Origin of the sequence: Maribacter stanieri, assembly GCF_900112245.1 — a bacterium.
GTDB classification, from domain to species: Bacteria; Bacteroidota; Bacteroidia; order Flavobacteriales; family Flavobacteriaceae; genus Maribacter; species Maribacter stanieri.
On record NZ_FOYX01000005.1, the window covers coordinates 82029 to 96590 of the forward strand.

The 14562-nt window shown below is 32.9% G+C and carries 14 protein-coding genes; 3 read left to right on the forward strand and 11 right to left on the reverse strand.

Translation table 11 applies throughout. The annotated features are described in order from the left end of the window. The first annotated feature begins 125 nt into the window (after nt 1–125). On the forward strand, nt 126–1061 hold the full coding sequence (locus BM296_RS18275; RefSeq protein WP_027067778.1) for a 3-keto-disaccharide hydrolase: 936 nt from the start codon (nt 126–128) through the stop codon (nt 1059–1061). Nucleotides 1062–1116: 55 nt separating this feature from the next. Here BM296_RS18275 and BM296_RS18280 read toward each other — a convergent pair whose 3' ends face one another. The 5 genes from BM296_RS18280 to BM296_RS18300 all read right to left on the reverse strand — a co-directional run bounded on the left by BM296_RS18280 (nt 1117) and on the right by BM296_RS18300 (nt 6980). Beyond that, the gene (locus BM296_RS18280; protein ID WP_091905447.1) at nt 1117–1335 is read right to left on the reverse strand and encodes a putative signal transducing protein; all 219 of its coding nucleotides are present in this window, start codon (nt 1333–1335) and stop codon (nt 1117–1119) included. 5 nt (nt 1336–1340) lie between these two features. Continuing rightward, nucleotides 1341–3533: a transferrin receptor-like dimerization domain-containing protein gene (locus tag BM296_RS18285; protein ID WP_091905450.1), complete on the reverse strand. Its 2193-nt coding sequence runs from the start codon at nt 3531–3533 to the stop codon at nt 1341–1343. A gap of 24 nt (nt 3534–3557) precedes the next feature. After that, nucleotides 3558–4658 (reverse strand): Gfo/Idh/MocA family protein, encoded by a 1101-nt coding sequence (locus tag BM296_RS18290; protein ID WP_091905453.1) that lies wholly within the window; start codon nt 4656–4658, stop codon nt 3558–3560. 45 nt (nt 4659–4703) lie between these two features. Next, complete coding sequence (locus tag BM296_RS18295; RefSeq protein WP_091905456.1) at nt 4704–6020, reverse strand: sensor histidine kinase; 1317 nt, start codon at nt 6018–6020, stop codon at nt 4704–4706. 246 nt (nt 6021–6266) lie between these two features. After that, on the reverse strand, nt 6267–6980 hold the full coding sequence (locus BM296_RS18300) for a pirin family protein (RefSeq protein ID WP_091905459.1): 714 nt from the start codon (nt 6978–6980) through the stop codon (nt 6267–6269). 194 nt (nt 6981–7174) lie between these two features. On the opposite strand from BM296_RS18300, the gene BM296_RS18305 reads away from it, so the two are divergent. Next, nucleotides 7175–7636 (forward strand): hypothetical protein, encoded by a 462-nt coding sequence (locus BM296_RS18305; protein ID WP_091905463.1) that lies wholly within the window; start codon nt 7175–7177, stop codon nt 7634–7636. A 4-nt stretch (nt 7637–7640) separates the two neighbouring features. Here the strand turns inward: BM296_RS18305 and BM296_RS18310 are convergent, their stop codons facing one another. From BM296_RS18310 to BM296_RS18340, 6 genes are all read right to left on the reverse strand, one after another. Continuing rightward, complete coding sequence (locus BM296_RS18310) at nt 7641–8867, reverse strand: DUF58 domain-containing protein (protein WP_245787052.1); 1227 nt, start codon at nt 8865–8867, stop codon at nt 7641–7643. Nucleotides 8868–8981: 114 nt separating this feature from the next. Continuing rightward, a complete protein-coding gene (locus BM296_RS18315; RefSeq protein WP_091905469.1) occupies nt 8982–9980 on the reverse strand; it encodes an AAA family ATPase in 999 nt (332 codons plus the stop codon). Next, nucleotides 9970–11190 (reverse strand): DUF4350 domain-containing protein, encoded by a 1221-nt coding sequence (locus tag BM296_RS18320; protein ID WP_143099101.1) that lies wholly within the window; start codon nt 11188–11190, stop codon nt 9970–9972. The genes BM296_RS18315 and BM296_RS18320 overlap by 11 nt, the downstream gene beginning before the upstream one ends. A 1-nt stretch (nt 11191) precedes the next feature. After that, complete coding sequence (locus tag BM296_RS18330) at nt 11192–11914, reverse strand: hypothetical protein (protein WP_091905474.1); 723 nt, start codon at nt 11912–11914, stop codon at nt 11192–11194. Nucleotide 11915: 1 nt separating this feature from the next. Next, nucleotides 11916–12854 (reverse strand): hypothetical protein, encoded by a 939-nt coding sequence (locus BM296_RS18335; protein ID WP_027067769.1) that lies wholly within the window; start codon nt 12852–12854, stop codon nt 11916–11918. Continuing rightward, nucleotides 12817–13803 (reverse strand): stage II sporulation protein M, encoded by a 987-nt coding sequence (locus BM296_RS18340; RefSeq protein ID WP_091905477.1) that lies wholly within the window; start codon nt 13801–13803, stop codon nt 12817–12819. The genes BM296_RS18335 and BM296_RS18340 overlap by 38 nt, the downstream gene beginning before the upstream one ends. 33 nt (nt 13804–13836) lie before the next feature. Here BM296_RS18340 and BM296_RS18345 point away from each other — a divergent pair, with 33 nt between their 5' ends. Continuing rightward, nucleotides 13837–14562 carry an RDD family protein gene (locus BM296_RS18345; RefSeq protein ID WP_091905480.1) on the forward strand — a complete coding sequence of 242 codons (726 nt, stop codon included), beginning with the start codon at nt 13837–13839 and terminating at the stop codon, nt 14560–14562.

Consider the following 14562-nt stretch of genomic DNA (forward strand, 5'->3'; position numbering starts at 1 on the left):
GTTAAATTACTAACATCATAAGTAAAGCTTGTCTTTTTTTTGAATTTGAGAATATTTAGTTCTATGTTGGGAAGCTGTATTTAAAAGTTCTTTTATATTTGATTACTTATCAAACCTAAAATAATATGAATACTATTAAAACAGTTGCTTTCTTCTTTCTGTTGACTTTTAGTTTTACCACATTAAAAGCACAAGAAGGTCACCCGTTAGAAGGAAAATGGAATTTAACCATTGATCAAGAAGGAGAAAAACTACCATCTTGGTTAGAAATTAGACACTCAGGTACCAACACGTTGATCGGAAGATTTACATACGCATTTGGAAGTGCAAGACCAGTAGCGGAAATAGAAAAGCATGGAGATTTATTCTCTTTTGAAATTCCGCCACAATGGGAGCCTGGTGCTGCTAATATGGAATTTGAAGGAAAAATAGTTGGCGAAGGTTTAGCCGGAACTATGATTTATGTAGATGGCAAGACCTATAATTGGACAGCTACAAAATCTCCTAAACTTCCATATTATAGCAATGCTAAAAAGGGAAAAACAATATCACTCTTTAACGGAAAGAATTTAAATGGTTGGGAGATGAAACCAAATAACCAATGGGCGGTAAAAGATGGCTTACTTACAAGCGAAAAACCTGGTGTTAATTTAATCTCTGAAGAAAAGTTTAAAGATTTTCAATTACATGCAGAGTTTAGATATCCAGAAGGTAGTAATAGTGGTCTATATTTAAGAGGACGTTATGAGGTGCAAATAGCTGATAACATTGGCTTAGATGCATCTTCAATTTACTTTGGTGGAATTTATGGTCTATTAACACCAAATGAAAATGTAGCCATGAAAGCAGGGGAGTGGCAAACATTTGATATTACTTTAATTGGTAGACGTGTTACAATTGTAGCTAATGGTAAAACGATTATTTCAAACCAAAATATAGATTCTATGACAGGTGGTGCTTTAGATAATAATGAGGCAGCAGCTGGACCTATTATGATTCAAGGAGATCATGGTCCTGTAGAATTTAGAAAACTAGAAATTACACCACTGAGTAAAGGGTAGTATTATAGAATACGTATAAAAAAAGCCTCCATTATTGGAGGCTTTTTTATTGATTTTAACTTAGCTCATTAATTAAAGCTAATGCTTTTTCTTCTTGATCTTTATGAACATAGATTTCTACTAACTCTGGTAAAGGAGTGCCAAAACCTGCAAGACGTGCGGATTCTGTTTCATCTTTAAGAATTGGTTCTATGTTATTCTCTTTTAATGCCAGTTCTATGCGATGTGCAACTATGCTATTGCCACCGAACACTTTTATATAATTTGAGTCCATAATAATTATTTTAAATTTTTAGTTACGTCTTTAATATACGTATTGAAATTTTTAAATGTTGTTGTCAAGATTTCAATTTGTTCTTGTGCCTCTACCCAATTTTTTTGTTCGATAGCCTCTCTTATCCCAGGTAAAGTTTTTACGCCGTAACCGGTATAAAAACCAGGAGCATAAATTTGGTGTTTAAACCATGGTCTACGTGGTAATCCTTTTTCAGAGGTAAGCATTTGTTCCGCTTTCATTAAACTCTTGTTTAAATCATCAATAGATTTTTTTGAAAGAGTAGTTGTATTAATTTTTTCAAACTCGGTAATAGTAGCTTCAAGTGCTACAAGTTCATTTTGTAAAGGTGAAAAATCAATATAAGGTATAAGTTCTTTTTTCGTCGGAGTTTTAACCTTTTTGGTTGGATCTGCTGCTAATTGATATGTATTTAAATCAATCATTTTATTATGCTTCAATACCTCTTTTCGCATACTTTCAGTCTCATCGATAATTTCTGTAAGGTAATTTGAAACAGTAGATTTCCATTGCGAGAAGTTTAAAGGAATAACATCAGCATTTGCTAAACGTAGGGTAATAAGACCGGCAGTATTTGCTAAAGCAACACCATAAGCAAATTCTGGATCCTTAAATCTTTTGTAATGTGGGTAAGTATCATAAATAGTGTGATATTCACCACCTCCATTTTCACCGCCAAAACCTAGGTTTAAAGCAGCAATACCGGCATGTTGAATAAACGGAGTGTAATCTGATCCAGAGCCCAATGCATATAATTTAAAAGAGTCATCGCCACCATTAACCATATTCGCTGCAATTCTACGTTCTTTAACAGAGACATTAGTTTGTGGGTCAACAACAGTGCTTGCCACTTCGCTTACCATAGCTTGTAAAGAGTGCGATCCGCCAGCACCTAAAAAGCCACGTCCGTTACCGTCGGTGTTAATATATGCAACTACTTTTTCTTGAAGTTCTTTTTTATGGTCTTCAACCCATTCTGTAGATCCAATTAATCCTGGTTCTTCGGCATCCCAAGCACAAAATACCAAGGTACGCTTTGGTTTTTGACCTTTTTTTGCAAGTTCGCCAATAGCTCTTGCTTCTTCCATAAGGGCGACCATTCCACTAATTGGGTCATTGGCACCATGTACCCATGCATCATGATGATTACCACGCATTACCCACTGATCAGGAAATTCTGTTCCTTTTAGGGTTGCAATAACATTATGGGCAGGTACCAGTTTCCAATCGAATGTAAGTTTTAAAAGAACCTTTGCTGGTCCAGGACCAATATGATATGTAATTGGCAATCCACCTCGCCAAGATTCTGGTGCAACAGTACCATCTAAAGCTGATAAAAGCGGAAGTGCATCTTCGTAAGAAATTGGTAGTACAGGAATTTTTGTAATCGTCGGGGCATCTTTTCTATCTAATCTTTTAGCGTCTTTTGTAGCTCCGTATCCAGGAGTTAATACATCTCCAGGATATGTAGGCATATCCATAACCGAACCACGCTGTACCCCAGTTTTATTCTTGTAGGCACCTTTTGGATAAACATCACCTTGGCCATACCCATCATCTTCTGGGTCAGAGTAGATGATACAACCAATAGCTCCTTTTTCGGCGGCTAGTTTCGGTTTTATACCTCGCCATGAGCCTTGATATTTAGCAATAACTATTTTACCTTTTACGCTAATGCCAAGCTTTTCTAATTTTTCGTAATCTTTCGGTATTCCGTAATTAACAAAGACCAATTCAGCCTCTACATCCCCGTCAATAGAGAATGCGTTATAGCTAGGTAGCAATGCATCACCTTGTGCTGTAAAAGGGTCGCCTTCTACAGGTACTGCCGTTAATTTGGCTTTGTATTGCGTAGGTCCTGTTAATTCTAAAACCCTTTCTGTTGGATAAGGAAATAGAATTTGGTAGGTTTCTATTTTTGCATCATAACCCCAAGATTCAAATTGATTTTTAATCCATTTTGCATTCTCTTCTCCAAATTTGGTACCAACCCAATGAGGTTCTGCAGCCATTTTTTGCATCCAAGTATCAAGATTTGTTGCGTTTAATTTTTCTTCAAAGCTTTTTTCTAGCTGTAATTGTTTATTGGTATTCTCTGGAGTAAAACCAATAATTGAAGTTTGAGAGTATCCATTGAGAAAAATAATTAGAAATAGGGTGGTGAGTAAATTTTTCATAATACAAAGTGTAGTTATTTAGGTTTAATTAGTTTCTAGTTTTATGGTAGTTCCACTTTTGGCACTGTTAATAGCCGCTTGTAGAATTTGCATGGTTATAAGGTTATTTTCTAATGAGTATACATTAAAAGGTTCTAAAATAAGATTGCCATTGATGACATTTGCAAAAACGGAAAAAGGATCATCATATGGTTTGTCACGTTCCGGTAAAAGAAATGTTTCTTCTGTATAGTCACTATATCCTTTTGATAATCTTAATCTTAATTGCGTAGGATTGTCAGAATAAACAGCGCCTTTTGTGCCATAAAGTTCCATGTCTTTTCTTCCTATTGGCCAATTCCAAGAAGGTTCTAAAATTGCCATTTTATTGTCATAGGTTAAAATAATAGTGGCGTCATCATCAACATTAGGGTTGTTTTCTGGTTGTAGTTGTTGTGTGACCGCGGTAACAGTATTAGGAATTTGTCCCTTGGTAATCCAAGTCATTAAATTAGCTCCGTAACAACCAAAATCTGTAATGGCACCACCACCATTTAATTCAGGGTCTGTTAACCATTCTAAGAATTCATTTGAAACGCCAATTTTTTTTGGACCTTTATGACCATCTCTAATAATTACTTTTCTTAATTCTCCAATAGTCCCTTGTTCTAATAAACTGTTGGCCTTAACATTAGTTTCGTACCAAGAGGTTTCATAATTTGTTAATACTTGAATATTATGTTTTTTAGCGAGATTGTTAATTTTAAGAGCATCTTCTAATGTAGTAGCCAATGGTTTTTCAACCATTACATGAATACCTTTTGGTGCAGCTCCTTGAACTATAATTAAATGATCTTTAATATTGCCAAATGCTGCTATGGCGTCTGGTTTTACGGCTTTTATCATTTCATCCATAGAATTAAAAACGATATCCATTGAAAAACCAAATTCTTCAGAAAGTCTTTTTGCTAGTTCTGTATTGGTTTCAACAATACCGACCATATTGATATCTGACTGAACCTCTCTACTTAAAATCCATCCAACATGACCATGGGTAAGACCTGCAACACCAAGTTTCAAAGGTGGGTCTTGGGAATAACCAATACACATAAAGAACAATATTAACATTGTAATTAATTTCTTCATCGAATTATAATTTGGTTAAATTTTTTTTAAAAAATGCTCCTATTTTTAACTAGATTCTAATAAATTATCATGTATAGTAAAGTAAAAGGTGCTACCAACATTCTCTTCTGATACAACCCATATCTTACCAAGATGATGATCTATTATTTTCTTGCTTCCATAAAGTCCGATACCCGATCCCTCAAATTTAGACTGGTTATGTAATTTATGAAACGCATTAAATATATTGTCTTTATGTTCTTTTGGAATTCCAATACCATTATCTGCAACACTAAATAAATACTCATTAGACTTTTTTTTAGAAGAAATGGTGATTACGGGTGCTTTGTCGGAAGTTTTAAATTTTAACGCATTGTGAATTAAGTTCTGGAACAACATGCGTATATCGTTAGGTCTTGCCGTAAGTACTGGCATTTCGCCTAAATGAATGGTAGCATTGGTTTCTTTAATTCTTTCAGAAAGATCATCTAAAGCAAGTTGAATTATCTCAGTAATATTTACGTTTTCCATTCCGCTGGAATTTCCAATTTCAGCATACTTTAAAAGTCCTTCAACTAAATTTGTTAATCTAGTAGAACTGCCTTGTAAATGTTTTAGATAGCTATCAAAATTGGCATAATTACTAGCTTGATATTGTTTTTCTAATTCTTTGGCAATGACATTAATGTTATTTAAAGGACCTCTTAAATCATGGGTTACAATAAAAGTGAATTCCTCAATATGGGTATTCTTTAATTTTAACTCATTATTTAAAACAGCCAACCTATTGTTTTGAAATTTTAGGTCATCTTGAGCTTTTTTTAAATTTAGTTCACTCTCTTTTAATGCTGTAATATGATTTTCTAAATCTGTAGTATACGTTTTGGTCTTATTCTCATCATATATTCTAAACGTTAGTGATAACCAACCCAAGCAGGCTAAGAAGGCAAAAACTTCATCAAATGGTACATCAATAGTACCCAAAATGGGTTCATGAATAGAAATGTAAATGGTAGGGATAATAAATGCAAGAATATCAAAAGTTATAATTAGGTTTCGTAACCTAGGGTTTCTACGATACCCTATATATGCTAAAAACCCCATTGTGGCAAAGGCCACAGCTTGACCAAAAAAACCGCCAATTAAAAATATCAAACTCATGAACATGACTGGGGGAAACAAGGTCATGTAAATTCTGGTAGCTTTATGATAACCTAAGCGATTTAAAATAAAACCAATACCGAAACCTAGGGCAACAACAAATGACAGTATTTGCTCTATATAAGAATGAAAAATTAGGGCGTATATAAATACTGCAAATGTAAAAATTGAAGATATAATGGTTATTAAACCAAATTCATCTAAGAATTTACTACTCTTCAAAGGTTTTTTTATTGATGTCGTTATATGTTCAGACAAACTATTTTTTTTAATATATGTTATTTTTTGGAAGGTTAAATGAGTGCGTATTTATATTAAATCTCAAAAAGTAAAATATGAAGAATTGGGGGAGTTTTTAACGTTATCATATTTTACTTAAATATAAGAAAGTAGTGGTATTAAAAATTAAAAAGACACCTTTTTTTGATGTCTTTTTAAACTTGAATCTTCATTTAAACAATTTACTAATTAAAAGCTCATAGGAACCTCCATTACTAATATTTTCGAATTGCCATTCGTTTTAAAATTAATAGTATCGATATCCCAAATTCCTAATCCGTCACGTTTGCTTAGTTTTTGATTTTCCAATTCAAATTCTCCTTCCAAAACAAATATGTAGACTCCGTTGCCTTTCTTTTTTAAAGTGTATGAATCTGTTGTTTCAGATTCGTATTCACCAAGATGAAACCAGGCATTTTGATGAATCCACACACCGGAATCATCCTGGTTTGGAGAAAGAATTTGATACAAACTATTTTTCGTTGCAATATCATTAATTGAGATTTGATCATAGCGCGGAGTAACATTTTCTTTGTTAGGAATAATCCAAATCTGTAAAAATTTAACTGGCTGATCTTTATTCTTGTTATACTCGCTGTGGGAAACACCGGTACCTGCACTCATAACCTGAACATCACCAGCTTTAATAACTGTTGAGTTGCCTATATCGTCCATATGTTGAAGGTCACCCTCTAACGGAATTGAAATAATTTCCATGTTGCTATGAGGGTGTGTGCCAAATCCTCTCCCGGCAGCTACCGTGTCATCATTTAGTACTCTTAATACTCCGAAATTCATTCGTTCAGCATCGTGATAGTTTGCGAAACTAAAACTATGGTATGAATTTAACCAACCATGATCAGCATGACCTCTGGTATCAGATTTATGTAATACAGTTTTCATTTTTATCTATTTTTATATGACAAGTTAGTCGAAAATTTTAGTAAAAGTTTACATTGTAAAATTCTGTGGCGCACAGATTGAATCTACTGAAATTGGTATTTAATCTAATAAAAATGTTAATAGGCAAATTAATATATTTATATAATTTAATTTGTTGAAATTCGTTATAGAATTAAAATGCCAAATCCCCTATAATGAAATTAATTATACTTGTTTTTGCTATAACCATTATCACCAAAATAAATGCGCAAGACCCTAGCGATGCAGCAAAACATATTGGAGCAGGTATTGTTATTGGTGTTGCGGGTGGTTACGCCGCACATAAAATAACTAACGGTCAACGTGGGTGGAAATGGGCAGGCGCAGTTGGTAGTAGCCTGGCTGCTGGTCTTGCAAAGGAAACTCTTTATGACAAGCCCAAGGGATACGAGTGGGAAACAAAAGATGTGTTGTATACAACCTTAGGCGGTATACTGTCTGGTATGGCTTTAGATATATTGACTAGCAATACTAGAAGAAGAAATGGTGGAGGTAAAAATTGTGGTTGTTTGGTTATAAATCTAGATACTGAAAATAAATTAGACTTGCCATTGTTCGTTGATAATGGCACTGGTGATATAAACTCTGAACTACAAGCTGCTTACCTACTTAGATAATTATTTATAACAGTCCTTTAGCTTTTATCTCTAAGTATTTATTAATTGTATTAATGGTTAAATCTTCAGGTTTGGTCAAAATTGTTTGTATCCCATACTTACGTAGTTCATTAACGACCAATTGCTTTTCATATATGAATTTTTCGGCAATGGCTTGTTCAAAAACGGCTAATGTGCTATTGGGTTTCTCTTTAGCATAAGATATTAGCTCAGAATTCTCAAAGAATATTACCACCAATAAATGTTGTTTAGCAATTGCCTGTAAATAGGGTAATTGCCTGTGTAATGCATCTAATGTTTCAAAATTAGTATATAATAGTAATAAGCTTCTTTGGGGTAGATTTCTTTTTGTATCAATATACAATCTACTAAAATCACTCTCCACGAAATTAGTGTTCAGATTATATAGCGTCTCTAGAATTAGATTCATTTGCGAGCTTCTACGTTCTGCAACAACTCTATTCTCTATTTTATTACTAAAGGAGAACATACCCGCTTTATCATTCTTTTTGAGAGCAATGCTACTGATGACCAATGTAGCGTTAATGGCGTAATCTAATAAACTTAGGGCGTTAAAAGGCATTTTCATCACCCTCCCTTTGTCTATAATAGAGTAAATGGGTTGAGATTTTTCATCTTGAAACTGATTGACCATTAACTGACCTCTTTTGGCTGTGGCTTTCCAGTTTATATTTCTAATATCATCACCTTGAATATAATCCTTGATTTGTTCAAACTCCATCGTATGCCCTATGCGACGAATTTTTTTAATACCAAATTCTAGTAGTCGGTTGCTAAATGCCAAAAGGTCATATTTACGAAGTTGTAAGAAAGAAGGATATACGGGTACTTCTTTATTATGACTAAACGTATACTTATTAGCTAAAAACCCAATAGGAGAGGAAGCGAAAATATTTAAATCACCAAAACTATAAACACCTCTTTCTACGGGTCTAATGGTATAGGAATAAAATTTTTGTTCCCCAGATTTTAATATACCCAGAAAACTAAAATCACGCTTCTGAAATTGAAATGGAAGCTCATCTATTATGTTGACATTACATGAAAATAAATATTGATTGGTTACCTTGATTTTGATACTGTTTTCATCTCCGTTAGAGAGTTTGTCAGGTACTATTCTATCAGCTATTATATTGCCTTTAGAAAAAAATAATAATACTGCATCTACCAAGATTAATATTAAGAATAGAAAGAAAAATATCTTGGCCATGAAAATAAAATTCTCAAAAATATAGGATACCAAAAAGCTGAGAATCACCCCTGTTAAAACAAGGAAGAACCTCTTTTGAAGAAATATTTTTTTAAAGATTTTTTTCACAGAATTTTATCTTGGAATTTCTATAGTTTGAATTAGGTCTTTAATCATTTTTTCTGCAGTATAACCTTCCATTTCACGCTCAGGTGTAAGTATTATTCTATGACATAAAATAGGACCTACTACCTTCTTTATATCATCTGGAGTTATAAAATCTCTACCATTAATAGCAGCGACTGCTTTTGATGCTTCTAAAATTGCAATAGATGCCCTAGGGGAAGCCCCTAAATATAGATTGGCATTGGTTCGTGTATTATTGACGATTGCTGCTATATATTTCAACAGATTATCTTCTACGATAATATCCTTAATAACATGTTGGTAAGATGCAATTTGTTCCGCAGAAAGAACGGAATCTATTAATGCTTCTACATTTATATTTTTCTGTTGGTGTTTATTCTCTAAAATCTGTATTTCCTCTTCTAAAGTAGGGTAGTTGACATTTATTTTAAATAAAAAACGGTCTAATTGAGCTTCAGGTAGTCTGTATGTTCCTTCTTGTTCTACAGGGTTCTGAGTGGCAAAAACTAAAAACGGGGGTTGCATTTCAAATTCATTACCGTCAATAGTAATTTGTCTTTCTGCCATTGCTTCAAAAAGAGCGGCTTGTGTTTTTGCTGGAGCTCTGTTTATTTCATCTATCAGTATTATATTAGAAAAAATAGGACCTTTCTTAAATTCGAATTCAGAAGTCTTTACGTTGAAAATAGAAGTTCCTAAAATATCGCTCGGCATTAAGTCTGGCGTAAACTGAATTCGGCTAAAGTCTACATTCATTGTTTTTGCTAAAAGCTTAGCGGTAACGGTTTTGGCTACACCTGGTACACCTTCTATAAGCGAGTGCCCGTTTGCCAAAATAGAAACGATTAATAATTCGATCATTTCTTGTTGACCAATAATAACCTTACCTAATTCTAATTTTACTTTTGCTACAGAATCTTGGAGCTTGGTAAGATCAATTCGAGAATTAAATTCTACGTTGTTTTCATCTTGTATATTATCTTCCATAAGATTGTTTAAATGTATTTATTTTCTGAGCAAGGTTTAAAGCATCTTGTTCAGTATGTATAGGTTTATTTTTAAGACTGAGTATGAGTTCAATAATAGCTTTAGTTTCTTCTGTTGGTTTTCCTGCTTTGGCAGTTAATTGAGTAATTAATTTTTCATCTAAAACAGTGGTGTCTACGTAATATCTATTTCTAATGTAAGTTAAGAAGTAGGTGGTTTTTTTATCGTTTAAATTCTTGTAATCTCTGTGTTGATGATAGAGAGACCCAACTGTTTTTGCAAATTCTACAGAAGAGTTTTCAAGCGGTTTTATAATTGGTATTATGCGTTGTTCTCGCTTGGCTTTAAAAACGACAAAAAGTAATAATCCAACAATCAATAAATAATAGCTCCATTTTAAGGCAGGCTGATTTAGAACAAATCGCATTGGCGAAGTAATAACTTTACGACCAGATTTTTTATAGTCGTCCCAATATAAAAGATGGTCTTCTAAGTAAGAGAAACTTTGTACACTGTAGTTACTATTTTCGCCTAAAAGATAATAGTTAGAGTATGCAATGGGTAAAGTGTTTATGATAAAACTTCCTTTACCAAAAGATGTTTTTATAAAGTTGGCTCTAGTTTTTATTTTTTCCGTCTCGTTTTCTAAAAACGCTGAGGTTTTAAACTGAATGTGTCCAAGTATTTCTGTGTTAACAGTGTCAACACTTGTAAAATAAGCGGGATCTACTCCTCTTGTAAAATAGAAATGTTCCTGTTTAAAATTTTGATTAGAAAATGATGTCTTTACAGAGTCTTCTTGAATATCATATTGTTGGGTAATTTGAATATTTAAAGTGTCCGCCAATTTCCCTGTAAAATTGCTGCTGGCAATGAAAACCTGATTTCCATTTTCGACATATTTTAAAATCTGATTAGTTTCTTGCTCATCTAAATAGATGAAGTCATTAATCATTATATAATTGGAAGTGATCGTAGAATCATTTTCAATAAGAAGATCATACACGCTTTTTTCTACTTTCTCTATATCACTATTTGGAAATATGGAAGGGAGTTCATTAAATAAAACAAAACAACCAAATGGTATTTTAGAAATAGAAGTATATGAGGGTCGCCAATTAATAGGTCTAGGGCGCACAATTTCCGTTACAATGATGCCAATAAGCACAGTAACCAAAAGCCCAAGTATTATTTTAGAACGTTTCCCCAATTTATGGTTTTATTAGTTGGTTTATCGATTCGAAATCTAAAATCGATTTACTGTATTTAATTTCATCTATTGGCTGCTCACCATACCATATATAGTCGTACAGGTAGGTTATTTTTTTAAATCCATTTTGAAGTTGGGGCTGTTTAATTTCGCTTAAATAATCCGAATTTGTTTTATCAAAATGCCATTCAACAATATCATTTTCAGATAATTTCTGTAACGTTAGTAGAAACTGATATCGTATTGCAAGTCTATAATTTTTATCGTTTAATGCTGTATTAAGAAGCGTATTAATATCAATACTTTCTATGTGTTCTTCCGTTAGGTTTATATCATTTATTGCCTTGGCTTTTTTCTGAAAAATAGAATTGAAACTTTCGTTGATTAGTACTTTTACAATTAGATATATAGCCAGAATCACTAGCAAAAAGTATATAAAATATTCAATAATTTGAAGTACCTGTGGAGATAATGTTATGCCAAATACGTTATATAAACCTTGACCTATCCAATTTATAAATCGAGCTAAAATGTTTTGAGATTCACCTGTTTTAAAGGTATAATTAAACTCATCTCCCGTATACCTTTTAGAAAGGTCTTCTTCAATATTTCTAGATATCAATATTGAAGATGAGTCAATTTTTATGATGCTATCATTCTTCTCCTGTGCAAAAGAGCAAAGGGTTATTAGTTGAAAGAATATGAGAAAAATAAAATATTTCAAATTAATCGTTTTGGCCTATCTGATCAATGGTAGCCCTAGTGTTTTCGTTGTATGTTTTTTCGTGCAAAGCATAATATAAAATACCATTAACAAACTGAGTAAGACACTGCCCGTACACTGCAATAATAAGTATAAGACATGTACTTAAAGTATATATAATTGTAGAAACTATAGAGTGGGAGTAATCTACATCGTTTTCAACTACATGAAATGTATAGACACCGATGATAATACCAGGTACAATTAAAGCGATCATTAGTAAAAGACCTAATAACAATCCCATAATAAAATTGACACCTACAGATTTCCAAAAGTTAGAGGTTACTAATTTCCAGCCTTCGCCTAGTGCTTCTGTAACACCTTTTTTCTTTTCTAACATATCAAAGAATGAAACACCTATCCATGCCGTTAAGAAAAATTGAACAATGTATTGGGCAAAAAATCCTACCAATGGTATTATAGCCAATATAATTGCTGCAATTATAAATGCTATATAAATTGGTATCAATAAAAGAACGAAGAGGGCAATATTTCCAAATTGGTTTTTTACCAAGTTCCAAACCTCTTTTTTATCTACATTGTTATCCCTGGTCTCTACATATTTTATCATATAACTAGTGGATAACGAGTAGTTAAGAAAAGCAACACCTAAAAAGATGATGGCAAATAAAAACCCTCCAATTCCTAAGTATATATAATAGTCTTGCTCAAAATCATTACCACCAACAAAAGAATTCTGACCCGTTTCTTGTGCAATCATTCCTAAAAAACCAGATACTAATAAGTAGCTAGTTATTAAAAGTCCTATTAAGAAAACGCCGTTATAGCTTATAAAAACATTGGTAAAGTTTTTAATGTTTTGTTTAAAATAGTCAAAATAAACAGAAATAATTCCGCCAAAATCACGGTTTACCCGTAACGGTATGTAATTGTCTTTCATGTTGGTTGTTAAGTAAAATGGGGTATACTATGTAATAAAATATGATTAGAAATAATGAAGCACCAATTATTAGAAAAGCCAACCAATTTGGCATGCTTGTATATCGTGTTATAAAACCTTCAATAAACCCAGCAAGGATAAAAAAGGGAATTGTACTAATAACAACCTTTAGGCCATCTTTAGCCCCTTTCATAAATGATACGCGTCTAGAATAGGTTTTTGGGAAAAGAATACTATTGCCCATAATTAAACCGGCACAACCAGCTATGATTATTACGGAAATCTCAATGGTTCCATGCAACCAAATTTGTTTATTGGCTTCAAAGAATACACCTTTTGTATAAAAAAAAGTAATGAATGCTCCGAGCATTACTCCATTGCTAAAAAGAATGTAAGCAGTTCCAATACTAGTAATAACACCAAAAGCAAAGGCAAGGAATGCAACTCTAATATTATTTATGGTAATCCCTAAAAAAGAACCAATTTCACTACCGCCTTTATAAATTGCAGCAGGATCTCCGTTAGCAATGTTATTAAGAGTTTCATTAACATAGGCATCACCCAATATTAAACGTACAAAAGTTGCATCGTTTAAAGCTGAAAGCGAGCCAATGGCAGAGGCTATAACAAAAATTAAAAATGCTACCCCTAGCGTATTATGGTATTGCTTAAAGAAAAGTGGAAATTCCGTCTTCCAGAAACTGAAAATCCTGTTTCTACTCTCTTTTTTATTCTTATAAATTTTTTGGTGCGCTTGTGATGCTAATCCGTTTAAATACAATAAAGTCTTACTTTCTGCGTAATACGTTTGCGCATAAGCTAAATCATTGGTCAGTTGAATGTAGCCATTGGCAAGTTCATCTGGGTTTGTAGTAGCACCTAGGTTGATAGCCTTTTCAAATGCTATCCATTTTTCCTTATTTTGCCTTACAAAAGCAGCTTCGCGCATAAACTATTTTTACCTTGTTAAATTTAAGACTTAATGAATAACCTCCAAATCAATACAACGCAAAATGTTAATCTTAATTATACTATTGTTGGTATAGGTGAAAGAATTGTAGCATTTTGTATCGACGCTTTTATACTATATCTCTATTATGCTTTGGTAAATTTAATAGGTGATGCCATTGGTTATATCTATGATGATGGTTGGACACAAAGAGGAATAGTTGCTTTAATTACATTACCTGCAATGTTTTACAGTTTACTGATGCATATTATCTTTAATGGTAGAACTGTAGGTAAAATGCTTATGAAAATGAGGGTGGTAAAAGTTGATGGTTCACCAGTACACTGGAGCAATTTTTTAATTAGATGGATGCTACGTTTGGTTGATATCTGGATTTTTGTAGGATCAATAGGGATACTTACTATTTTGTTTTCTGAAAAAAGACAACGTTTAGGTGATGCGGCCGCAGGTACCGTAGTAATCAGTACTAAGAATAAAACAACTGTTTCACATACCATACTTGAAGAAGTTGAAGATACTTATGTGCCTCAATTCATGAATGTTACCTTGTTGACGGATAAGGATGTAAGACTGATCAAAGAAACCTTTAGTATAGCTAAAAAAAGTAACGATTTTAAGACATTAAAAGCGCTTAGGGATAAAGTAGATAGTATCTTGCAGACCAATTCAGAATTATATGATGTTGCATATATAAATACTGTTTTGAAGGACTATAATTACTTTACTCAAAAGCTGTAG